This is a genomic window from Shewanella sp. WE21 (genome assembly GCF_002966515.1).
GTDB lineage: Bacteria > Pseudomonadota > Gammaproteobacteria > Enterobacterales > Shewanellaceae > Shewanella > Shewanella oncorhynchi.
In genome coordinates this window covers 1,806,940-1,830,981 of the sequence record NZ_CP023019.1, presented here as the reverse complement: position 1 = coordinate 1,830,981, position 24,042 = coordinate 1,806,940, and the positions used below count along the sequence as shown (strand labels likewise).

General features: G+C 45.2%; 22 protein-coding genes. 11 read left to right on the top strand and 11 right to left on the bottom strand.

The genetic code is table 11. The features are described from left to right. Positions 1–26: 26 nt before the first annotated feature. On the top strand, positions 27–473 hold the full coding sequence (locus CKQ84_RS07835; protein WP_105250816.1) for an MOSC domain-containing protein: 447 nt from the start codon (positions 27–29) through the stop codon (positions 471–473). Between the two features lie 242 nt (positions 474–715). Further along, a complete protein-coding gene (locus CKQ84_RS07830) occupies positions 716–3,904 on the top strand; it encodes an amidohydrolase family protein (RefSeq protein WP_105250815.1) in 3,189 nt (1,062 codons plus the stop codon). 190 nt (positions 3,905–4,094) lie between these two features. Here the strand turns inward: CKQ84_RS07830 and CKQ84_RS07825 are convergent, their stop codons facing one another. Further along, positions 4,095–4,691, bottom strand: a complete 597-nt coding sequence (locus tag CKQ84_RS07825; RefSeq protein ID WP_105250814.1) for a DNA-3-methyladenine glycosylase I — start codon at positions 4,689–4,691, stop codon at positions 4,095–4,097. Between the two features lie 117 nt (positions 4,692–4,808). Here CKQ84_RS07825 and glyQ point away from each other — a divergent pair, with 117 nt between their 5' ends. Together glyQ and glyS are read left to right on the top strand one after the other, a co-directional pair. After that, entirely contained in the window at positions 4,809–5,714 is a 906-nt protein-coding gene (gene glyQ / locus CKQ84_RS07820) for a glycine--tRNA ligase subunit alpha (RefSeq protein WP_006084781.1), read from the top strand. A 10-nt stretch (positions 5,715–5,724) separates the two neighbouring features. Next, complete coding sequence (glyS, locus tag CKQ84_RS07815; protein WP_105250813.1) at positions 5,725–7,794, top strand: glycine--tRNA ligase subunit beta; 2,070 nt, start codon at positions 5,725–5,727, stop codon at positions 7,792–7,794. A 102-nt stretch (positions 7,795–7,896) separates the two neighbouring features. Here glyS and CKQ84_RS07810 read toward each other — a convergent pair whose 3' ends face one another. Next, positions 7,897–8,937 (bottom strand): HDOD domain-containing protein, encoded by a 1,041-nt coding sequence (locus CKQ84_RS07810; RefSeq protein ID WP_105250812.1) that lies wholly within the window; start codon positions 8,935–8,937, stop codon positions 7,897–7,899. A 333-nt stretch (positions 8,938–9,270) separates the two neighbouring features. Here CKQ84_RS07810 and CKQ84_RS07805 point away from each other — a divergent pair, with 333 nt between their 5' ends. Then, a complete protein-coding gene (locus tag CKQ84_RS07805; RefSeq protein ID WP_105250811.1) occupies positions 9,271–10,191 on the top strand; it encodes a biotin-dependent carboxyltransferase family protein in 921 nt (306 codons plus the stop codon). A gap of 92 nt (positions 10,192–10,283) precedes the next feature. Here the strand turns inward: CKQ84_RS07805 and CKQ84_RS07800 are convergent, their stop codons facing one another. The 4 genes from CKQ84_RS07800 to CKQ84_RS07785 are packed head-to-tail and all read right to left on the bottom strand — an operon-like array spanning position 10,284 to position 12,529. Beyond that, positions 10,284–10,619: a c-type cytochrome gene (locus tag CKQ84_RS07800; protein ID WP_105250810.1), complete on the bottom strand. Its 336-nt coding sequence runs from the start codon at positions 10,617–10,619 to the stop codon at positions 10,284–10,286. Next, a complete protein-coding gene (locus CKQ84_RS07795; RefSeq protein WP_105250809.1) occupies positions 10,616–10,999 on the bottom strand; it encodes a cytochrome C in 384 nt (127 codons plus the stop codon). The genes CKQ84_RS07800 and CKQ84_RS07795 overlap by 4 nt, the downstream gene beginning before the upstream one ends. Continuing rightward, a complete protein-coding gene (locus CKQ84_RS07790; RefSeq protein ID WP_105250808.1) occupies positions 10,999–12,225 on the bottom strand; it encodes a sulfite oxidase in 1,227 nt (408 codons plus the stop codon). The genes CKQ84_RS07795 and CKQ84_RS07790 overlap by 1 nt, the downstream gene beginning before the upstream one ends. A gap of 1 nt (position 12,226) precedes the next feature. After that, a complete protein-coding gene (locus CKQ84_RS07785) occupies positions 12,227–12,529 on the bottom strand; it encodes a cytochrome C (RefSeq protein ID WP_105250807.1) in 303 nt (100 codons plus the stop codon). Between the two features lie 240 nt (positions 12,530–12,769). Between CKQ84_RS07785 and CKQ84_RS07780 the strand changes: the two genes are divergently transcribed. Further along, complete coding sequence (locus CKQ84_RS07780; protein WP_105250806.1) at positions 12,770–13,432, top strand: glutathione S-transferase family protein; 663 nt, start codon at positions 12,770–12,772, stop codon at positions 13,430–13,432. Between the two features lie 84 nt (positions 13,433–13,516). Here CKQ84_RS07780 and gyrB read toward each other — a convergent pair whose 3' ends face one another. From gyrB to dnaA, 5 genes are read right to left on the bottom strand one after another with little or no spacing between them, the layout of a single operon-like run. After that, entirely contained in the window at positions 13,517–15,934 is a 2,418-nt protein-coding gene (gene gyrB, locus CKQ84_RS07775) for a DNA topoisomerase (ATP-hydrolyzing) subunit B (RefSeq protein WP_105250805.1), read from the bottom strand. Between the two features lie 16 nt (positions 15,935–15,950). Next, a complete protein-coding gene (recF, locus tag CKQ84_RS07770) occupies positions 15,951–17,033 on the bottom strand; it encodes a DNA replication/repair protein RecF (protein ID WP_105250804.1) in 1,083 nt (360 codons plus the stop codon). Then, on the bottom strand, positions 17,030–17,260 hold the full coding sequence (locus CKQ84_RS23740; RefSeq protein WP_158683016.1) for a hypothetical protein: 231 nt from the start codon (positions 17,258–17,260) through the stop codon (positions 17,030–17,032). Before CKQ84_RS23740 ends, recF begins: the two co-directional genes overlap by 4 nt. Further along, a complete protein-coding gene (gene dnaN, locus CKQ84_RS07765) occupies positions 17,235–18,335 on the bottom strand; it encodes a DNA polymerase III subunit beta (RefSeq protein WP_105250803.1) in 1,101 nt (366 codons plus the stop codon). The genes CKQ84_RS23740 and dnaN overlap by 26 nt, the downstream gene beginning before the upstream one ends. A gap of 19 nt (positions 18,336–18,354) precedes the next feature. Continuing rightward, positions 18,355–19,743: a chromosomal replication initiator protein DnaA gene (gene dnaA / locus CKQ84_RS07760; protein WP_006083826.1), complete on the bottom strand. Its 1,389-nt coding sequence runs from the start codon at positions 19,741–19,743 to the stop codon at positions 18,355–18,357. Between the two features lie 445 nt (positions 19,744–20,188). Here dnaA and rpmH point away from each other — a divergent pair, with 445 nt between their 5' ends. The 5 genes from rpmH (at position 20,189) to mnmE (ending at position 24,019) form a co-directional block, all read left to right on the top strand. Continuing rightward, a complete protein-coding gene (gene rpmH, locus CKQ84_RS07755) occupies positions 20,189–20,326 on the top strand; it encodes a 50S ribosomal protein L34 (RefSeq protein WP_006083827.1) in 138 nt (45 codons plus the stop codon). Positions 20,327–20,341: 15 nt separating this feature from the next. Then, the gene (gene rnpA, locus CKQ84_RS07750) at positions 20,342–20,698 is read left to right on the top strand and encodes a ribonuclease P protein component (RefSeq protein ID WP_105250802.1); all 357 of its coding nucleotides are present in this window, start codon (positions 20,342–20,344) and stop codon (positions 20,696–20,698) included. After that, entirely contained in the window at positions 20,665–20,919 is a 255-nt protein-coding gene (gene yidD / locus CKQ84_RS07745) for a membrane protein insertion efficiency factor YidD (protein ID WP_006083829.1), read from the top strand. The genes rnpA and yidD overlap by 34 nt, the downstream gene beginning before the upstream one ends. 3 nt (positions 20,920–20,922) lie before the next feature. After that, positions 20,923–22,551 (top strand): membrane protein insertase YidC, encoded by a 1,629-nt coding sequence (gene yidC, locus CKQ84_RS07740; protein WP_105250801.1) that lies wholly within the window; start codon positions 20,923–20,925, stop codon positions 22,549–22,551. Positions 22,552–22,657: 106 nt separating this feature from the next. After that, the gene (gene mnmE, locus CKQ84_RS07735; RefSeq protein WP_105253027.1) at positions 22,658–24,019 is read left to right on the top strand and encodes a tRNA uridine-5-carboxymethylaminomethyl(34) synthesis GTPase MnmE; all 1,362 of its coding nucleotides are present in this window, start codon (positions 22,658–22,660) and stop codon (positions 24,017–24,019) included. Positions 24,020–24,042 lie beyond the last annotated feature (23 nt).

Here is a 24,042-nt window from a genome sequence, read left to right as displayed (position 1 = left end):
ATCATTAAAAAAGGATGTGAGGAACTATGCCAAAACTGCTGGCAATTGCCTATAAAACTGTAAAGCGCGGCCCAATGAATGAGGTTCTCTGTGCCAATGTCACCCAGTTAAATGGTGTAGAGAAAGATGTATTTGGTCGTCCTGGCAAACGCCAAGTCACTGTGCTTTCCAAACAACAATGGCAACAAGCCTGTCGTGCTATCGAGGCAGAATTGCCTTGGACGACTCGCAGAGCAAATCTGCTCGTTGATGGTCTGGTATTTAGCAGTGCAGATGTTGGTAAACATTTACAAATTGGTGAGTTACTACTTGAAATTACAGGTGAGACCGATCCCTGTAAAAAAATGGAAATTGCACATGTCGGTTTAGAAGCCGCACTCACCCCAGATTGGCGAGGAGGTGTAACATGCAGGGTATTAAATGATGCCATGATCCACCTAGGTGATGAAATAGCAATTTTCTTTCCTCGCTAATCCAATCACCTATCTCAGCTAGTTATCCATATTCCTCTATAAATAGAACCAAATAACTTGGTTCTATTTCTGTTGTCCCAATCCTAATATAAATATCAGCTTTCTAGCTCGAACATCAATTGAAACAGTATTTACGTTTTCCTTCCTATCTATTTATGCGATAACTACACCAAGTATTAACAAAACTTTATCTTGTATTAATACCGCTCATGTAGCCCATAAGAACGATAACAGGAAGTGACATGTTGAACTCTAAACTTACCCCGCTTTATATTGCCCTCACTCTTGGGATGAATACCCTCGCAGTTAACGCCACAGAAACGAAAGAATCGACTTGGAATGTTAACGCTCCAGCGAATGCTCCCTTAGTGCAAGTCAAAGTTGATGTTAATGAAGGCACTTGGATGAACTTAAGTGTCAGCCCAGATGGTAAGCATATCGTCTTCGACTTACTCGGTGACATCTACCAAATTCCAGTAACAGGCGGTGAAGCTAAGCCATTAGTCCAAGGCATAGCTTGGCAGATGCAGCCCGTCTATAGCCCTGATGGCAAGCACATTGCTTTTACGTCCGATGGTGATGGTGGTGATAACATTTGGATTATGGATGCTGATGGTAAAAACCCAAGAACAGTTACCCAAGAAACCTTCAGGCTGCTAAACAGTCCAGCTTGGAGCCCAGACTCCCAGTATCTGGTTGCCCGTAAGCACTTTACCGCCAGTCGTAGTTTGGGTGCGGGCGAAGTGTGGCTATACCACGTTGCGGGTGGTGAAGGCGTTAAATTGACCGAGCGTCCTAATGATGAGAAAGATTTAGGTGAACCCGCGTATTCACCTGATGGTCGCTATATCTACTTTAGCCAAGATGACACGCCGGGTAAAACATTCCATTACTCAAAGGATTCGGTCAACGGTATCTACAAAATAAAACGCTACGATACTCAAACTGGTGAGATTGAAGTATTAATTGAAGGCACGGGTGGTGCAATTCGGCCAACGCCGAGCCCAGACGGCACTAAGCTCGCCTATATTAAGCGCGATGATTTTCAGTCATCACTCTACCTACTCGACCTTAAGTCGGGAGAGACGACTAAACTGTTTGGCGAACTAGACCGTGATATGCAAGAGACTTGGGCGATTCATGGCGTCTACCCGACAATGGCGTGGACTCAGGATAACAAGGATATTTTCTTCTGGGCTAAAGGAAAAATTAACCGCCTGCATGTTGCCAATAAAACACTCACAGATATCCCCTTTAGTGTAAAAACTGAGTTAGCCGTACAGCCCTCAGTGCGCTTTAAGCAAGATATCGATAAAGACGTTTTCGATGTAAAAATGCTACGTATGGCGCAAGTCTCACCGGATGGTAGCAAAGTCGCCTTCGAAGCACTGGGTAAGATTTGGTTAAAATCCTTACCCGACGGCAGAATGTCACGCTTAACTGAGTTCGATAAAAATATCGCGGAGCTTTATCCACAGTGGTCGCGCGATGGTAAAAATATTGTTTTCACCACTTGGAATGACCAAGACCAAGGCACAGTACAAGTGATTAGCGCCAAAGGTGGCAAACCTAAGCAGCTAACATCTGAGCCAGGAAAGTATCTCGAACCCACCTTTTCACCCAATGGTGAACTTGTTGTGTATCATAAAACTCAAGGCGGTAACCTCACTCCAAGAACTTGGTCGCAGGAACCCGGGCTATATAAAGTCGATATCAAAGGTAAACAAAATAGCAGGATCAGTGCCGATGGTTATCAAGCTCAATTCGGTGCCAATGCCGATCGCGTCTTTTTTATGAATAGCAGCGAAGATGAAACGCCGCAGTTATCATCCATCAACTTAGACGGCTTCGATAAACGGGTTCATTACAGCAGCAAACATGCAACTGAATTTAGGGTTTCACCCGATGGTGAGCAACTCGCCTTTGCTGAACGCTTTAAAGTTTGGGTAACACCTTTTGCTAAACACGGCGAGACAGTTGAGATTGGCCCCAATGCCAGCAATCTACCTGTAAGCCAATTGAGTGCACGTGCGGGCGAAAATATCAGTTGGAACAGTAAAAGCGACCAACTCTATTGGACGCTTGGCCCCGAGCTGTACCAAGCCAAGGTTGACACTCAATATCGCGATAAAGATGAAAAGGCACAACCAAGCATTGTCGATTTAGGCTTTACCGAAAAGGCCGATGTTCCACGTGGAACAATCGCCTTCGTCGGCGGTAAAGTGATTACGATGGAAAATGACCAGGTGATTGATAATGGTGTGGTCATAGTCAAAGACAATCATATTGTCGCCGTAGGTGATGCCAATGTTGCGATTCCTAAGGATGCGCAGATCATCGACATCAAAGGCAAATCCATTATGCCAGGACTATTCGATGCCCACGCCCATGGACCGCAAGCAGATGATGAAATTGTGCCACAACAGAACTGGGCGCTGTATTCCGGTTTATCCTTGGGTGTCACCACGATTCACGATCCCTCGAATGACACCACAGAAATCTTTGCCGCATCTGAGCAACAAAAAGCAGGCAATATTGTTGGCCCACGAATATTCTCCACCGGCACCATACTCTATGGCGCAAATGCGCCTGGCTACACATCGCACATAGACTCACTAGATGATGCCAAGTTTCATCTTGAACGCCTGAAAAAAGTCGGGGCGTTTAGCGTAAAAAGCTATAACCAACCGCGCCGCAATCAGAGGCAGCAAGTCATAGCTGCAGCACGTGAACTCGAAATGATGGTCGTGCCTGAAGGTGGTAGCTTGCTGCAACATAATTTAAGCATGGTCGCCGATGGACATACTACGATTGAGCACTCACTCCCCGTTGGTTCAATCTATAACGATATCAAACAGTTTTGGAGCCAGACTCAAGTTGGTTACACGCCAACCTTAGTGGTCGCCTATGGTGGTATTTCTGGTGAAAACTACTGGTATGATAAAACCGATGTGTGGGCCCATCCACGCCTATCCATGTATGTGCCAGCCGATATTTTGCAAGCAAGATCAATGCGACGCCCCCATGCTCCAGAGAGCCACTACAATCATTTCAATGTTGCTAAGGTTGCTAACGAGCTCAATAAGTTAGGGGTTCACCCAAATATTGGCGCCCACGGTCAGCGTGAAGGTTTAGCGGCACATTGGGAAATGTGGATGTTTGCCCAAGGCGGCATGAGCAATATGGAAGTGTTGAAAACGGCCACCATTAATCCAGCGACGACCTTTGGCATGGAGCAGCAACTAGGTTCTATCAAAGAAGGTAAGCTCGCAGACTTGATCGTTATTGATGGTGATCCATTAGCCGACATTCGAGTCACCGACAGAGTCACTCATACTATGGTCAATGGTAAGTTATTTGATGCAGAGACTATGAATGAACTTAATGGGGATAAAGAACAGCGTAAGCCGTTTTTCTTTGAGAAAATCTAAGTTCGACCTCAAGGCAAAATGAAATTGTCGCTTTTCTATAAGGCCATTTAGACTTTATAAGAGGGATGACTAACTCCTGCGAATAACAAAAAGCATGTTCCACGTGGAACATGCTTTTTTATCGCTAGGCTTCTAATACCACGACAAGTCCCAACCCCTACTTCAACATAGGCAAGCTCTGCGATTAATGTTACTCGTGGTTATGCAGTCCGGCACAAGAATCGACACAGGCCTGATAAGCAATACACTCGACAAGGTGATCGTTCACCATACCCACCGCCTGCATAAAGGCATAACAAATGGTTGGGCCGACAAAATTGAATCCGAGTTTCTTCAACGCTTTTGACATGGCTTCAGATTCTGGTGTTTGTGCAGGAACCTGCGACATTGCCGTAATCTGATTAACTATGGGTTTTCCGCCCACAAAGCTCCATAAAAATGCAGAGAAATCCTTCCCATCGGCAGTATAGGCTAAATAACCTTTAGCATTCTTGATGATAGAGTTCACCTTCAAGCGATTGCGCACTATAGCGGGATTCAACATGAGCTCCTCTACCTTCGCCTCATCGAAAGTCGCAATAATCTCAGGTTCAAAATTAGCAAAGGCCTGTTCATAGTTTTGTTGCTTCTTCAGGATAGTTATCCAAGATAATCCGGCCTGTTGACCATCTAAACACAACTTAGCAAACAGCTCCTTTGGATCATAAACAGGTCGCCCCCACACTTTGTCGTGATACTCACGATACAAGGGATCATCACTTACCCAGCCACAGCGGATCTCTTCCATGGTATATAACCTTATTGTTTTAATTAAGAAGGTAAAAAATAACCTACATAAGCAGATATCTACAAGGTATAATCGAACCCATTTTCTATTCAGGCTGACGGCAGTAGACAAGTAGACATGACGACAAAACACGACGTAAAAACATTTCAGGGTTTCATTCTCACCCTGCAGGAATATTGGGCACAGCAAGGCTGTGCAATTGTTCAACCTTTAGATATGGAAGTCGGCGCGGGTACATTCCACCCACAAACTTTCCTACGTTCTTTAGGGCCTGAACCTATGAGCAGTGCCTATGTGCAGCCATCGCGCCGCCCTACGGATGGTCGTTACGGTGAAAATCCTAACCGCCTGCAGCACTACTACCAGTTCCAAGTCGTGTTAAAACCTTCACCTGACAATATTCAGGAGCTGTATTTAGGCTCACTGCAAGCACTGGGTATTGATACTCAAATCCACGATATCCGCTTTGTGGAAGATAACTGGGAATCACCAACACTAGGTGCTTGGGGCTTAGGCTGGGAAGTCTGGCTTAATGGTATGGAAGTGACTCAGTTTACTTACTTCCAACAGGTCGGCGGCATCGAATGCAGCCCTGTCACAGGTGAAATCACCTATGGCCTAGAGCGTCTGGCCATGTATATCCAAGGCGTTGATAGCGTTTATGATCTCGTATGGACCGATGGTCCACTAGGCCTAATCACCTATGGCGATGTGTTCCATCAAAACGAAGTCGAGCAATCGACCTATAACTTCGAGCACGCCGATGTGGACTTTATGTTCACCCTGTTCGATCAGTGCGAAAAAATGTGTCAGCATTTATTGTCGCTAGAAAAACCTTTACCTCTGCCCGCCTACGAGCAAGTGATGAAAGCCTCACACGCCTTCAACCTGCTCGATGCCCGCCATGCCATTTCAGTTACCGAGCGCCAGCGCTACATCTTACGCGTTCGTACTATGGCGAAAGCGGTCGCTGAATCTTATTATCAGGCACGCGAAGCGCTTGGCTTCCCAATGTGTAAGTAGAGGTAAAAACATGAATTTTGAAAACTTACTCATAGAGTTAGGTACGGAAGAGTTACCACCTAAGTCACTGCGTAAACTGGCTGAATCCTTTTTAGCTAACTTTACTGAAGAACTCACCAAAGCCGATTTAGCGTTCAGCTCAGCCGTTTGGTACGCAGCGCCACGTCGTCTGGCTATTAACGTCACTGAACTGGCCCTTGCGCAAGCTGACAAAGTCGTTGAAAAACGCGGTCCAGCCGTAAGTTCAGCATTCGATGCTGAAGGCAAACCGACGAAAGCCGCTGAAGGTTGGGCACGTGGTAATGGTATTACTGTTGAACAAGCCGAACGTTTAGTTACAGATAAAGGCGAATGGTTAGTCCATAACGCCAAAGTTGAAGGCGTCGAAACCAAAAGTTTGATCGCTGCTATGGCTCAACGTGCACTCGATAAATTGCCCATTCCTAAGCCAATGCGCTGGGGCAATAATAAAACCCAATTTATTCGCCCTGTGCACACCGCGACTATGTTGTTAGGCAGTGAGTTGATTGAAGGTGAATTGCTGGGTATCAAATCGGCACGCACTGTTCGCGGTCACCGTTTTATGGGACTCAAGCAGTTTGAATTAGCCCATGCTGATCACTACCTTGCCGACCTAAAAGAAAAAGGCAAAGTCATCGCCGATTACGAAAGTCGTAAAGCGTTAATCAAAGCCGATGCCGAAAAAGCCGCAGCTAAGATTGGTGGCACAGCCGATATCGAAGATAGCCTGCTTGAAGAGGTCACCTCTTTGGTTGAATGGCCTGTGGTATTGACCGCTAGCTTCGAAGAAAAATTCTTAAGTGTACCGTCTGAAGCTTTGGTCTATACCATGAAAGGCGACCAAAAATACTTCCCAGTCTTTGATGATGCAGGCAAGTTACTGCCAAACTTTATCTTTGTGGCCAATATCGAATCTAAAGATCCCGCGCAAATTATCTCAGGTAACGAGAAAGTCGTTCGTCCACGTCTTGCCGACGCCGAGTTCTTTTTTAATACCGATAAAAAACACACGTTGGAATCACGTTTACCTAGCCTAGAAACCGTCCTGTTCCAACAACAGCTCGGCACCTTAAAAGACAAAGTGAATCGTATTTCTGCCCTAGCCGCCTTTATTGCCGGACAAACTGGCGCGAATGCGGTTGATGCAGCCCGTGCAGGTTTGTTATCTAAAACCGATTTGATGACCAATATGGTGATGGAGTTTACCGACACTCAAGGCACTATGGGCATGCACTACGCCCGCCTCGATGGTGAAACCGAAGCCGTTGCAGTTGCAATGGAAGAGCAATACAAGCCTAAGTTCTCTGGCGATACAGTGCCTAGTGCCGGTGTATCTTGCGCTGTTGCATTAGCAGACAAGCTCGACACCTTAGTCGGCATCTTTGGTATTGGCCAAGCACCTAAAGGCGCAGCCGATCCCTTTGCCCTACGCCGCGCAGCCATTGGCGTGCTGCGTATTATCGTTGAGAACAAACTGCCACTGGATTTAGTAACGCTGATAGCTAAAGCTCAGGAACTCCATGGTACTAACTTAAGCAACGCAAACGCTGCAGAGGAAGTACTTGAATTCTTAATGGCTCGTTTCCGCGCTTGGTATCAAGATAAAGGTATTGGTGTTGATGTGATCTTAGCTGTGCTAGCACGTCGCCCAACACGCCCAGCTGATTTTGATAGTCGTATCAATGCGGTATCACACTTTAGAAGCCTAGAAGCTTCTGGCGCACTTGCAGCAGCGAACAAACGTGTATCTAACATTCTGGCTAAGGTTGAAGGCGCTTTACCGACAACGATCAATGCAAGTTTGTTGACCGAAGCCGCAGAGCAAGCATTAGCGGCCAAGTTGAACGAGCTGCAACCACAGTTGGCACCTTTGTTTGCCAATGCAGATTACCAACAGGCCTTAACTTTGTTAGCTGCCCTACGTGAAAGCGTGGATCAGTTCTTCGAAGATGTAATGGTTATGGCGGATGATGAAGCTTTGAAAAACAATCGTTTAGCATTGTTGAATAATCTACGCGAGCAGTTCCTGCACGTAGCGGATATATCACTACTGCAATAACGATACTAAGGTTTTTTAAATTATCGCTTTATAAAAAAACGCGCTCAATAGCGCGTTTTTTATTGTCCTGATTTCTTATACCAAACGTATTAAATTGCCCAATCAGAACTGCAGCAGTTTTTGATGTAAGCTATCAAATTGAGTTTGATCTAAGTTAACTTGCTGCAGTAAATTCGCCAGTATCTCAGGGGATAATTGCCCTGCTTGATGCAGCATAGAAATCTCGCTAATCACATTCGCCCGCCATACCACAGCGGCGAGCCCCGCTTGCGGGCGCGAGTTCACACTGGCGAGCTTGTCTAATTCTGTTTCAAAGGTATTGGGTAACTGCCAATGCTTAGCAAGCAATGAACTCAAGGTTAACGATTTCGTCGTCATCACTTGTCTAAATAATCCAGAATTAGGCTGTTCTCCCGGCTCTGCCTGTACAAATGTATCAAGGAGCATTTTAAAAATGGCTAACTTGCCGACATCGTGTAATAGGCCCAATAAAAAAGCCGTATCTTGATCTTCATCGCTTAACTCACTGGCAAGAAAAGCAACCTGCATCGAATGGCGCCAAATTTCAGCCCCAAAACGACGAAAATAGATTGGTTTGATATCCAACATTTCACGCACTAAACAAGTGGTGACAAATTTTCTCAACTGTTCGCGGCCAAGCTGTACCAAAGCCTGCTGTAAACTGGTGATATCCCTATCGCTACGTTTAAACGCGGGAGAATTACACAGCTTAAGCACCTCCACACTCAATAAAGGATCTCGCTCGATAAGCGCTAATAGATCCTTAATATCAAATTGTGGGTCGGACAATTTACGATCTAACTCCAATACCTTTGACGGCAGCTTTAACACTTTTTCGGCGATGACTTGTGGCGACGCTAAGGCCTGCTCTATCTCAGCCATGACTCTACGTTCAAGATTATTCGCTACACCGCCAGTGTCCTTAACCCGTGTCGGAAATAACAAACTATAAAAGAGTGCAGATAAATCGACAGATACCACGCTAATGTCTTCGAGAGGTTTAGCTGGCTTTCGCGCAGTTTCAAGCGACTTACCTAAGTCCGTCGTTGAAAAACTTTTGGGTCTCTCAACGGTCGCCGTATCGCGAATATTAAAGAGTTTATTAAAAAGTGATTTAATCAAGAAGCATCAACCTGTCATTATAAATAATTGTTAAAAAGTCAGTTAAATATTGCCCATCATAAATCCATTTTGATCAGCTCAAGCCATGTATTAAGACATTGTAGACAGGCTAATACTTAGCTTAAGTGTAACATATTCAATTCATTTCGGACTTCTTCTATCCCACCATTACTGCTTTTACAAAGACAATCTTGGTTACAAGTTGAAACCTCAAAAAACTTACATTTCAGCATCATTTAACTGACAATATGCCTACCATTTATAAAGGGATACGTATTTTGTCTCCCTTTAAGGGATTAACAATCTACTCGCGAGCTAACAACGGAAAATTTGATGATCGAGGTAATAAAAGCGGGTGCACTAACCACAGTTCAAGATATCGGACGCATGGGATATCGACATTTAGGCGTAACCCAAGCTGGTGCCTTAGATAGACCTGCACTGTGTTTAGCAAACCGCCTACTCTCAAATCCAGACAATACACCCGTACTGGAATTAACCTTCGGACAATCGATTTTTTTGTTTAAACGTGATGCTTGGATTGCCTTAACGGGTGCCGATTTCGATGCCCGCATAGACAATAAACCCATAGTTTGCGGCTGGCGTTACTCAATTAAGGCAGGACAAAAACTCAGTCTTAGAGGGGGAAATAAAGGCATGCGTGCCTATGTTGCGATTGATGGCGGCGTTAAAGTGCCGTTAGTGATGGATTCTGCTGCAACTGATTTAACCTCAGGTATCGGTGGATTTCATGGTCGCGCATTAGAAGCTGGCGATAACCTGACCTTAGGTTCCGCACATCCACTAAGAAGACAAGTTGGCGCAATTCAAAAAAGTTGGAATGGGCATATTCGCGCACTCGCAACAAAGCACACCCAAGCCTTCTCGTTGAAATCTCAGCAAACATTTTGGCAAACACAGTGGCAACTTTCGGCAGAAAGCAATCGTGCAAGTGCAATACTCAACGGGGAAATATTGACCTTAGCAAAATCATTTCCCGTTCAATCCCATACAGTCAAGCCCGGAGTCATTCAAGTGTCAGCTTCGGGGCAACCTTTAGTGTTACTTGCCGATGCTAAGACCACCAGCAATCATCCTCAAATCGCCGTGATTATTGAAGCCGATCTGTGGAAACTCGCGCAAACTCGCCCAGGGCAGACAGTTAAATTCGAATTGGTTGACGATGAACAAGCGGCAACGGCGCAAGCGGAATGGCATGACTACTTCTACCGACTACAACGTAGCCTAGGTTAACGAACCACTGCATAATCAAATCTACAAAATATCGCCCCGTATCCCTACTAAAGCCCATATCGGTTTAATTCAAATAACACACTATACTCGCGCTAATTCGCACTTAGGTTCGGTGTAACTTGCTGGCTATAAAACAGCGCCACATCTTGTAATTGCTCAGAACTTAACGCGCTGACTTGTGATTGCATCAAAGGATCGAGTCGTAAACCGGTTTTAAAATCGACGAGCTGTTTATTAAGATAAGCTAATTTTTGTCCCTTTAAGTTTGGGAATTGCTTGGCCATAGCGATCACCGCATTGCCATGGCATGACTCACACTGTGCTGTAGCCAATGCCTGACCTCGCTCTATATCTGCTTGATAAACCTCTCCATTAACCTCTGTGGATAAGCCACATAGTGCAATCAAACTTATGATAATCACTTTCATTTTGGCTCCTTAGGGAAAGGTTTAACTAGCACAGGCTGCAGGCTCGGTTCTAAAGGTAGACGTCTGAAGATCGTCATATCCATTTCAGCCTGCCCATAATGAGTGCTTAGATAACTCAAGGTGGGCTCCCAAGTATCCGACAAGTCCCATAAACCCTGAGTGTCTATCATCCACTGCAAAGTCTCTTTCCAAAAGGCTTTATCACCGTGGTTTTGCACGACTATCATACTGGTATGGCAAGCATTACATTGATAGTTCACTAACTCCCAGCCAGGAGCCATGATCAAACCCGATTTAGGGTCCACTGGATACTCAGCAGCTAGCGAAATACTGGATGCCACTAACCCAAGCAATATCAGTTTATTGATATGTGATTTCATCACACCACCCTAACGGCAATACGGTGGCAGCCGTTAAACATATATCCCTTAGGATTCCATTGCGGTTGTACGACAGGCTGACTATCACCTTCACTATCGGTTGCTTTGGCCCAGATTTCATAATAGCCCTGCGACGGTAATTGCAATTCAATCTTCCATTGCTGCCATGCTGTTATGTTTTTAGGTTTTTCTAATTCAGCGGCAAACCAACGGGTGCCATAATCGTAGCTTACTTCCACCTTAACTACTTCCCGCAATCCCGCCCAAGCATGGCCTGCGATAGTCATCTTTTGACCCACAGCTAATTCGGTTCCAGATTGGGGTTGAGTGATCAATGACTTCACTATCATTTCTTCAATGATTTTATAGTCTTTATCATCAACGGACTCACCTGGCGCTATAGGATATTTAGGGAGTTGATACGCTGGTGCTTCCATTTTATGTCCATCATGGACTTTATTACGCACACTGATCCCCGTCGCCGCTTTTTGCGAAACGGAGCCTGGCCGTCCACCAAACACAATACGTAAGGGATATCCATGTAAATACGGAATGTCCTCACCGTTCATCGACCATGCAATAAGCCCAAGCTCTTCGAGCGCCGCCTTTATTGGTACGCCGCGTGAAATAGCCTCACCTTTGCCGCTCAAATGCCGATCAACACCGTGATGGCCTGTGTAAACAGCATCAGATTTAATACCGCAATCCTTAAGCACATCACTCACTAAGACACCTGTCCACTCGGAGCAAAATACGCCGGCATTATTCCACTGATTACCCTTAGTACTAGGAAAAAAGCCAGAGCGACTATTACCGCCACATTCAATCAGCAACTGCAATGTGTAATGCTTAAAGCGACGCTTAAGTTCATCAATTGTGTAGGTTTTTGGGGTGATTACAGACTCACCATCCACTTGAAAAGTCCAAGTTTTAGCATCTAACGCCTTAAAATCGGGCACTATGCCATTCCAACGGATAAACGATGCATCGGCAGGCGTCACAGCAGGAGCGAGCTTATGCTCCGGCGGAAACGCATTCAGTGGATGAGTGTTTAACACTTTGAAATAACTCGGTAAGTCCTCTGCCTTAGTCCAAGTTAATGCTGATATATCCAGAGGAGTGACGGCTGCGGGAAGCTGATCGGCAAATACCCACTTAACGGGTAAAGCTGATAACACAGACGTCGCTACCGCACCTTTAATAAAAACCCGACGATTAAGATCCATGTTATTTATCCTTTCCGAGGTAAAAGTAATCCGCCATCAGCTGCATATCAGCCTCAGTCAAGAGTTGGGCGACTTTAGTCATAGTGGGATCTTGGCGATCCCCCGCCTTAAAGGCTCGCAGTTGCTTCAATAGGTATTCTGAGTTTTGCCATCCGATATTAGGAATATGCTCAAAACGACTCACACCGGACTCGCCATGACAGGCCTTACACATATTCAATAACTTATTTGCCTCATCGGCGTTTGCCACCGCCGATAGCATAAAAATCAGTGCACTTACGGGGTAAATCACTCGCTGCCACATCCATTTATCTCGCCAATTAGCCTTTATCTCGACAGAATCCATCGAGCAAAGTAATTAAGATATGGTTAAATTATCTCAATGCTGTGGGTCGTTTAAATTCAATAAAAGTGACTCGTAAGCTCAAGAGAAATGACGCGTATTAGCGGATGTAGAAAGGGTAAAATATCCATTAGTCATAGGTGAAATGAGTCCATATAGTAGCTTTGCAGAAACACTCGGCATTTCACTCAAGGACAAACAATGGATCTTTATATTGGCAATAAAAACTACTCTAGCTGGTCACTGCGGGCTTGGTTTATGGCCGCAAAATCTGGCGTGCAGTTCAACGAAGTATTACTGCAACTCGATACCGACAGCTTCTATCAGCAACTCAAAGCCATTTCGCCGACTTTAAAAGTACCGACATTAGTCGATGGTGACATTACGGTATGGGATTCACTTTCGATTTGCGAATATCTCAACGACACCTATCTTGCAGGTAGCGCATGGCCGCAAGATCCTAAACAAAAAGCCAAGGCCAGATCGATTGCCAGTGAAATGCATTCAGGCTTTAATGCCGTGCGTAACGCTCTACCAATGAACATACGCGCGAGGCGCTATGTTGAGCTCACTGATGCGGTCCGCAAAGACATTGAGCGCATCGATGCGATTTGGTCAGCACAAATGGCCGAGTTTGCCCCATCACATGCGGAAGGTACTTGGTTATTTGGCCAATGGTCGATTGCCGACATGATGTTTGCCCCTGTGGTTATGCGTTTTCTTACCTACGATATTGAAGTCTCGCAGGCAAGCCGTGCCTATATGCAGCATGTGATCAGCTGTCCGGAAATGCAGGCGTGGATTAATGCGGCTAAAGCAGAGACTGAAATTGTTGCAGCGGATGAAGCGGGTATTGATCGATAAAGAGATAAATCATAGAGATAAAAAAGGGAAAGCCTTGGCTTTCCCTTAATCATTCAAGTACTAACGCGTGTCACTTAACACGCATTACACGTCTAAGTTAGCCACGTTCAATGCGTTCGCTTCGATGAACTCACGACGAGGTTCAACTTGATCACCCATCAAACAAGTGAACAACTGATCGGCACCCACAGCATCATCAATCGTGACTTGCAACATACGGCGTGATTCAGGATCCATTGTAGTTTCCCACAATTGCTCAGGGTTCATCTCACCCAATCCTTTATAACGTTGAATGTATAAGCCGCGTTTGGCTTCAGAAATCGTCCAATCTAGCGCTTCGAGGAAGCTGCCGACTTCTTTAACACGATCGCCGCGTTGTACATAGCCGCCTTCTTCAATCATGCCATCTAACGCCGCACCTAACTTACCGATACGTTGATAATCGCTTGATTGGAAGAAGTCATAAGTAAACAGATAGTTAGTATCGATACCGTGCTTACGAATGGTGATCTTAGGCAGATACACTTTACGCTCAGGATCGAGAATCGGCTCAGCAGAATACAGTACACCGCTGTTTTCCATTTCCACCAGCTCATGGATAAAGGCATCGATCCACTCTTTCATCTTGCCTTCATCGGCCAACATATCGTTGGTGATCATTGGGTGGTAAAGCATACGGTTAGTAATGTGCGTTGGATAGCGCTGCTCTAAACGGGCAACAATGGCTTCCACTTCACGATACTGAGTCACTAAACGCTCTAACGGCTCACCTGACATACCAATCGCACCTTGCGTTGGATACACAACAGTGCCATCCAATGCTTGAGTCGTGAGGTATTGAGTCAATGCTGGCTCATCTTTCAAATACTGTTCTTGCTTGCCCTTTTTCACTTTAAATAAAGGCGGTTGAGCAATATACACATAACCACGTTCAATCAATTCAGGCATTTGACGGAAGAAGAAGGTCAACAGCAAAGTACGAATGTGCGAGCCGTCGACGTCAGCATCCGTCATGATGATGATGTTGTGATAACGGGTTTTATCTGGGTTATATTCGTCGCGACCAATACCACAGCCAAGTGCCGTGATCAGTGTGGCCACTTCTTGAGAAGACAACATCTTATCGAAGCGGGCCTTCTCAACGTTTAGAATTTTACCTTTCAGTGGCAAAATCGCTTGGTTCTTACGGTTACGTCCCTGCTTAGCACTACCGCCAGCAGAGTCACCTTCCACTATGTAAATTTCTGAAAGACCAGGATCTTTTTCTTGGCAATCGGCCAGCTTACCTGGCAAACCACCTAAATCGAGTGCGCCTTTACGACGGGTCATTTCACGAGCTTTACGCGCCGCTTCACGGGCACGGGCAGCATCGACAATCTTACCGACGATCAACTTCGCGTCAGCTGGGTTTTCCAGCAGATAATCGTTCAGCTTCTCACCCATGGTTTGTTCAACCGCGGTTTTCACTTCACTAGAAACCAGTTTGTCTTTGGTTTGCGAGCTGAACTTTGGATCTGGCACTTTAACAGAGATAACGGCAGTCAAGCCTTCGCGGGCATCGTCGCCAGTCGCGCTGGTTTTGCCTTTCTTGTTATAGCCTTCGTTTTCCATGTAGCTGTTGAGGTTACGTGTCAACGCACTACGGAAACCGACTAAGTGAGTACCACCATCACGCTGTGGGATGTTGTTGGTAAAACAGAAAATATTTTCCTGATAACCGTCATTCCACTGCATAGCCACTTCAACGGTAATGCCATCTTCACGTTCTTGCATAAAGTGGAATACATCTTTGTTGACTGGCGTTTTATTACGGTTCAGGTAATCGACGAATGCGCTAATCCCGCCTTCGTATTTGAAAAATTCATTTTTATTGTCGCGTTCATCAACCAGACGAATACCCACGCCTGAGTTAAGGAAAGACAGTTCACGCACACGCTTTGCCAGAATTTCAAAGTGAAACTCAACATCGCTGAAGGTATCTTCACTTGGCCAAAAACGGATTTCAGTACCGGTTTTGGTTGCATCACCAATCTCTTTGATCGGCGCATCAGGCACACCGTGAGTATAAAACTGCTCGTATACTTTGCCAGCACGACGAATGGTCATTTGCAGCTTTTTAGATAAAGCGTTTACAACCGATACACCCACGCCGTGGAGACCGCCAGACACTTTATAGGAGTTATCGTCGAACTTACCGCCGGCATGCAATACCGTCATAATAACTTCTGCCGCCGATACGCCTTCTTCCTCATGGATAGAGACCGGAATACCACGGCCGTCATCCTTAACAGAAACCGAACCATCTACATGGATAGTAATCGTAATATCGCTACAGTGGCCGGCTAAGGCTTCATCGATAGAGTTATCGACTACTTCGAACACCATATGATGTAGACCCGTACCGTCGTCGGTGTCACCAATATACATCCCAGGTCTCTTACGTACTGCATCAAGGCCCTTAAGGACCTTAATACTCGAAGAATCGTAACTATTCTCTGACATATTATTCTCTCAATGATTATTCAATTACCGTTACACGTCCCTGTTCCACATGAAACATCCTACTGGGAGGCGTGTGTAACGAATCGACTATTGCAGCAGGATCAATGGCGGTCACAAAAACTTGTGCTCCGGTATCCGTTAACTGCTTAAGCAATAGCTGCCTATGCTGTGCATCCAACTCGGACGGAAGATCGTCCACAAGATAAATACTGTTTTTATCTATTTGTTGTTTGAGCAACTTTCCCTGTGCAATACGCAGTGCACAGACTAATAATTTCAATTGACCACGGGACAGGGCATCCTGCGCCGGCAAAGTGCCTACACGAAGTCTAAGGTCAGCTTTATGGGGACCGCTGACGGTATGACCTGTGGCCAAATCTCTGGAATATTGGTTTTCGAGTAGTTCTGCAAAATCCGTTTTACTATCCCAGCCGCGCGTAAATGAAACCTTCACATCTACACTCGGTAAAAACTCCCCGATTATACCCTTAAGTAGCTCATTTAACGAGTCTACATAATGGTTTCGTATTTCGGTGACCTGCTCGGCATAGCGCACAAACTCTTGGTCCCAAAATTGAATATGACTGTAAGCTGAACCGTTCCTAAGCAATTGATTTCTTTGCTTAAGAACGCGACGAACATTCGTCCAAGCGCCATAAAACTGTGGGTCAGCATGAAATGCGCCCCAATCGATAAATTGTCGACGGGATTTTGGGCCTTCAAACAGTAAAGAAAAGCTTTCAGGTGTGATCACTTGAATAGGTAAAGCTTCGGCTAAGGTCGACAGACGTTTGACTTTTTCGCCGTCGATTTTCACTTCCGTCTCACCATTGCGAAATCGGCGTAAACCAATTTTACTGTCACCGCGCGCTAAATTTAAAGTCGCAAATAGCGTTAATTTATCGTCATCATGATTAATCACTCGTTGGGATAAATGGCTGCGAAACGAGCGCCCCATACCGAGGAAATAAATGGCTTCTAAAATACTGGTTTTTCCGCTGCCATTTTGACCATAAATCACGTTAATCCCAGGTGCGGGGATTAACTGTGCGGACTGAATGTTGCGAAATGCTTCGATATTGAGACGGGTCAGGCTCATGCATTACTCATTAAGCCGCGTAAACGGCGTAGGCAAGGATTCATAGCACTTAACGAGCAACTCAATCGCTGCCACAGGCTAAGACTATCGGTAAATGAGTGAAGGAATGGCCAATGCTGCGTATTAAACACTATGCCGCCGTTAAGCGGCATAGACATCGAAGACAGAGGTACAGACACGGGTAACGTAAAAATCGATGGTTTATAAGCGCATCGGCATAACCACATACATGGAATCTTCTTCCAAATGGTTTTCGATTAGGGCGCTGGAGTTACCATCAATGAGCGTGATACGCACATCATCGGACTTAAGGTTGTTGAGCACGTCCAGTAAATAACTGACGTTAAAACCAATTTCTAAGGCCTGATTGTTGTATTCCACATCAATGATTTCTTCCGCTTCTTCCTGTTCAGGATTATTAGCGGTGATCTTGAGCAGACCATTTTCGAGTTGAATACGCACACCACGGAATTTTTCATTGGATAAAATAGAAGCCCGCGTCAGCGCTTGCTTCAAGTGATTACGACTCGCAATCACAATTTTATCACCGCCCTTTGGCAATACACGGCGATAATCAGGGAAGCGGCCATCGACTAATTTACTGGTAAATACTGTGTTAGCCGTGGTAGCACGAATAGCATTATCACCAATAGCAATGGTGATATCGAGATCGTCAGACTCCAATAAGCGCGCCATTTCAATTACGCCTTTACGAGGCACAATGACTTGTTTTTCCGGTAATTGTGCTTCAATCGTACGATGACTTAAGGCTAAACGATGGCCGTCGGTCGCTATCGCACGCAACACATTACCTTCAGTTTCAAACAATAAACCGTTGAGGTAATAGCGTACATCTTGGTTAGCCATCGAAAACTGCGTCGAATCGATAATTGACTTCAACACGCCCTGCTTCAAGCTAAATTCAATCTCAGCTTGGAAGGCTTCAACATTGGGGTATTCTTCTGCGGGCAACGTCGCTAAGGAAAAACGGCTACGGCCTGAACGCAGCAACCATTTATTATCTTGTTGTTCGACTTTCAGTTCGCTTTGTTCTGGCAAAGACTTAACAATATCGAGCAGTTTCTTCGCCGGAACCGTAGTACGACCTTCTTCGATATCACCGTGAACCACAGCTTGGCCCACGAGTTCGACCTCTAAATCTGTACCAGTCAGCTTAAGTGAGTGACCACTTACTTCTACAAGGAGGTTAGACAAAATGGGCAAGTTATGGCGTCTTTCTACCGCACCACACACCAATTGCAACGGCTTTAATAGGGCATCCCTATCAATTGAGAATTTCATCGTGTCCAAATTCCTTGTTTTAAGAAGATAAGGTTCTAATCAAATTAGCATAATCTTCTTTAATGTCGTGGCTCTCTTCCCGTAGCTGAGCAATCTTACGACAGGCATGCAACACTGTGGTGTGATCTCGACCACCAAAAGCATCACCAATTTCCGGCAAGCTTTGGTTAGTTAATTCTTTGGATAACGCCATTGCCACTTGCCTTGGGCGCGCGACACTGCGTGAACGACGCTTAGACAACATATCAGCCATCTTGATCTTGTAGTATTCAGCTACGGTTTTCTGAATATTGTCTATAGTGACTAATTTTTCTTGAAGTGCCAAGAGGTCACGTAAGGCTTCACGAACAAAATCAATAGTAATTGGCCGACCCGTGAAGTTAGCGTTGGCGATAACGCGGTTTAATGCCCCTTCTAGCTCGCGTACGTTTGAACGTAAACGCTTAGCAATAAAGAAAGCCACTTCATCGGGTAAATTAATGCCGCTCTCTTGAGCTTTACGCATCAAGATCGCTACGCGGGTTTCTAACTCTGGTGGCTCAATAGCCACAGTTAAACCCCAACCGAAACGCGATTTCAATCTGTCTTCAACACCGTCGATCTCTTTTGGATAACGATCTGAAGTCAAAATAATTTGGTGATTCCCTTCAAGCAGCGCATTGAAGGTATGGAAGAATTCTTCTTGGGATCTGTCTTTATTGGCAAAGAATTGAATGTCATCGATAAACAAGGCATCAACACTACGGTAGTAACGTTTAAATTCTTCGATCGCATTGTTTTGTAGCGCTTTAACCATGTCCTGAACAAAACGCTCGGAATGCATGTAAACCACTTTGGCATTCGGATTATTTTTAATGATCCCGTTACCGACAGCGTGCAACAAGTGAGTCTTACCTAGACCTGTTCCGCCATATAAAAATAGTGGGTTATAAGCACCACCCGGATTTTCAGCCACTTGTAACGCCGCAGCCTTACCTAATTGGTTCGACTTACCTTCTACGAAGTTATCAAACTGGTAGCTCGGATTAATGTTACTGCGGTGATTCGCGTTCGCCATAGGCTCGGCTTGGACATTAAACGTCGTGCCTACCGTCGCTTTAGTTTGGGTATTCGCTACACGAGTTGGCGCAATCGGTGCTGGAACACTAGGCTTTTTCGCCGAAGGACGACTACCTATATCGAAACGCAATTTAGGCGCGTCGCTACCCATTTGCTCAGTAAAGAACTGATTAATGATATTGATGTACTTATCTCTGACCCAATCAAGCACGAAGCGGTTGGGCGCATAAAGCACCAGAGTATCTCCATCCATTTCGGCTTGTAACGGTCTGATCCACATACTGAACTGCTGAGCAGAAAGCTCATCTTGCAGTCGTCCGATACATTGTTGCCAAAGTGAAACAGCCACTTAGTTATCCCCAAAAGATCATCAAAAAAGAGGTGTATTCTATAGCGAGATCTCAAGGATCGCTATCCTTAAAAAATATTTATCCCCAGCGAGATCATTCTATGTGGATATCCTCGATCATCAAAGATCCAAAACGATCCTTTTATTCAGCACTAACCGCAAATCCTGCTTTATTAAGCGATCCACATTGATCTATAATGGCGCCCCTTCGATCGGCTCGAAGATCCCCTGCACTACTACATGTAGTGTCCGTACACAGAGTTATCCACATCTTATGGTGTATTCTGGGGGTTGATCTAAGGATACGCTGGCAGAAATAAAGCACTTACTTACTTTCGTTGTTGACGTGACTAAGTATTGTGATTACAATTCGGCCTCTTTTTTGCCCTTACCTCTATCCTAGAGATAAGGATATGTTCACTAATAACAAAGACGGATTGCCATCATGAGTAAACGTACTTTTCAACCTAGCAACCTGAAGCGCAAGCGTTCTCACGGCTTCCGCGCTCGTATGGCTACTGTAGGCGGCCGTAAGGTGCTTGCACGTCGTCGTGCGAAAGGTCGCGCTCGTTTATCTGCTTAATAAGTGGGTAACTAGTTGACTAGCTATACCTTTTCGCGGGAGTTACGTTTGTTAACTCCCGCGCAATTTAAATCTGTATTTTCCAATCCCATCAAAGCATCTTCTGCTGAAATTACCTTGCTCGCTATTCCTAACACGGAACAACATCCGCGTATGGGCCTTACTGTTGCTAAACGCTATGTAAAACGCGCCAATCAACGTAACCGTATTAAGCGCGTGATCAGAGATAGTTTTCGCTTAAATCAACACGACATTCCTCATCTTGATATTGTTGTGCTTGTCAGAAATGGCGTGATGGAAATGGAAAACGCTGAAATCAACAAATTGATAGAAAAGCTATGGCGCAAACTCAGTCGCCGCTACAATGGCTAGCGACCACGTTAATTCGTGGCTATCAAGTATTCATAAGCCCTATACTGGGCCCTCGATGCCGTTTCAATCCCACCTGCTCTCACTACGCTATTGAAGCAATAAAAGTGCATGGAACCGCGAAAGGTTGTTGGTTTGCATTGAAACGCATATTAAAATGTCACCCTTTACATCCCGGCGGTAGTGATCCCGTCCCCCCTAAAAATGATAGGTGTAATAAATAGGCTATGGAATCTCAACGCAATATATTGCTCATAGGACTACTGTTTGTCAGCTTTTTGCTGTGGCAACAGTGGCAAGCAGACAAAGCTCCTAAACCCGTTGCAACCGAATCGTCCTTAGTGGCGAACGCGGCAAGCTCGCACAGTGCCGATGTTCCAGAAGCTGATACAGGTGTTCCTGCTGCAGCAGTTACTGCAAACAGCAAACTGATTACGGTAAAAACAGATCAGTTAGACATTCAGATCAATCCAGTGGGTGGTGACATCGTTTTTGCTGCGTTAGTTTCGCACAAAAAAGAACTAGAGAAAGATCAACCGTTCGTATTGCTTGAGCAAACGAATGATTTCACTTATATCGCTCAAAGCGGCCTAATTGGTCGCGATGGTATCGATAGCAGCGCAAAAGGCCGTGCCGCATTTAGCACAACGGCAACTGAATATACCTTAGCCGAAGGCCAAGATACCTTAGAAGTACCGTTAACTTATATCGCTGACAATGGTGTGACTTACACTAAAGTGTTCGTATTCCATCGCGGTAAGTTCAACATAGATGTTGACTATAAAATCAACAACACTTCAGCAGCACCGCTGCAAGTTCAGATGTACGGTCAGATTAAACAAACGATCAAGCCATCTGAAAGCAGCATGATGATGCCTACCTATCGTGGTGGTGCGTTCTCAACGAATGATGTGCGCTATGAAAAATACAACTTTGACGACATGGCCAAAAGTAACCTGAACCAAGCCACTTTAGGCGGTTGGGCAGCCATGTTACAACACTATTTCGTTTCAGCTTGGGTACCACCCGCAACTGACAGCAACACTATTTTTTCTAGTGTCAGTGCTGGCGGTTTAGCTAATATTGGTTTCCGCGGCGCGGTATACGATATTGCACCTGGTGCCAGCCAAGAAATTAGCTCACAGTTCTATGTTGGTCCTAAGGATCAAGCGGCACTGTCAGCGATTTCTGAAACCTTAAATCTCGTGGTCGATTACGGTTTCTTATGGTGGTTAGCAGTTCCTATTCACTGGCTATTGATGTTCTATCAATCATTCGTCGGTAACTGGGGTGTGGCAATTATTCTGATCACGTTAACCGTTCGTGGTTTACTGTTCCCGCTGACAAAAGCGCAGTACACCTCAATGGCGAAGATGCGTAATCTGCAACCTAAGCTGACAGATTTGAAAGAACGCTTTGGTGATGACCGTCAAAAGATGGGTCAAGCCATGATGGAACTGTATAAGAAAGAAAAAGTTAACCCTATGGGTGGCTGTTTACCTATTATTTTACAGATGCCAATCTTCATTGCCTTATACTGGGTATTGCTAGAAAGCTTCGAATTACGTCATGCACCATTTATGCTGTGGATCCACGATTTATCGGTACAAGATCCTTACTACATACTGCCGCTGCTGATGGGCGTCTCTATGTTTGTAATGCAGAAGATGCAACCAATTGCGCCGACAATGGATCCAATGCAAGTGAAAATGATGCAATGGATGCCAGTAATCTTTACCGTATTCTTCCTGTGGTTCCCATCAGGTCTAGTACTGTACTGGTTAGTAGGTAACATAGTTGCCATCACGCAGCAGAAGATTATTTATGCAGGTCTTGAGAAAAAAGGCTTAAAATAAGCCCTACCTTTAGCAAAGCATAAAGTGAAAATAATACTAAAGGCGGCTTAATTAGCCGCCTTTTCCTTTACATGATTTGGTAGATATTAGTTTGGTGGGTATTTCCGTGACAACTGACACTATCGTGGCTCAAGCCACCGCGCCCGGACGTGGCGGCGTTGGCATCATCCGAATTTCAGGCAACAAGGCCAGTGATGTCGCTATGGCCGTATTGGGTCATCTTCCTAAAACAAGATATGCCGATTATTGCGACTTTAAAAGTGCAACAGGCCAAGTAATCGACCAAGGCATAGCGCTTTTTTTTAAAGGCCCCAATTCCTTTACCGGCGAAGATGTATTGGAACTTCAAGGCCACGGCGGCCAAATCGTTCTAGACATGCTGATCAAACGTGTAATGGAAGTCGGTGGTATTCGAATAGCCAAACCCGGTGAGTTCAGCGAACAAGCCTTTATGAACGATAAGCTAGACTTGACCCAAGCCGAAGCGATTGCCGATCTTATCGATGCCACCAGTGAGCAAGCGGCTAAAAGTGCGCTGCAATCACTCCAGGGTGATTTTTCTAAGGAAGTACATGAGCTGGTGGATCAAGTCACTAACCTACGTTTATATGTAGAAGCTGCGATTGATTTCCCCGATGAAGAAGTCGACTTTTTAAGTGATGGCAAAATTGCCAATGCACTCTATAAAATCATCGACAAACTTGACCTAGTGCAAGCCAGTGCTAAACAAGGTTCTATCATCCGCGAAGGCATGAAAGTCGTGATCGCGGGTCGTCCTAACGCCGGAAAATCCAGCTTATTAAACGCCTTAGCCGGTAAAGAATCGGCTATTGTTACCGAAATTGCTGGTACAACACGGGATGTATTACGTGAGCACATCCACTTAGATGGCATGCCGCTGCACATTATCGATACCGCAGGCCTACGTGATACGACAGATACCGTTGAACAAATTGGTATAGAACGCGCTTGGAATGAAATAAACAGTGCCGATCGGGTGTTATTTATGGTGGATGGCACCACCACTGCCGCCGTTAATCCCCATGATATTTGGCCTGACTTTGTCGATCGCCTACCCTCAAATTTAGGTGTAACAGTGATCCGGAATAAAGCCGATCTTACTGGCGAAGACTTAATGATGACAGAGGAACAAGGTTATAGTGTTTACCGGATCTCGGCGAAAACAGGCTTAGGTGTTGAAGAATTAAAGCAACATTTAAAGTCACTCATGGGTTATCAGAGTAATCTCGAAGGTGGGTTTATCGCCCGGCGTCGTCACTTAGAAGCCCTTGAACTCGCCGCAAGCCATCTGCAATTGGGTAAAGAACAATTAGAAGTGTATCTAGCAGGAGAACTGCTGGCAGAAGAGTTACGCATGTGCCAATTAGCACTATCAGAAATAACTGGCCGCTTCACTTCTGACGATTTACTCGGCAAGATTTTCAGCTCTTTCTGTATCGGAAAATAACTAACCTTAATATTATTTTCATA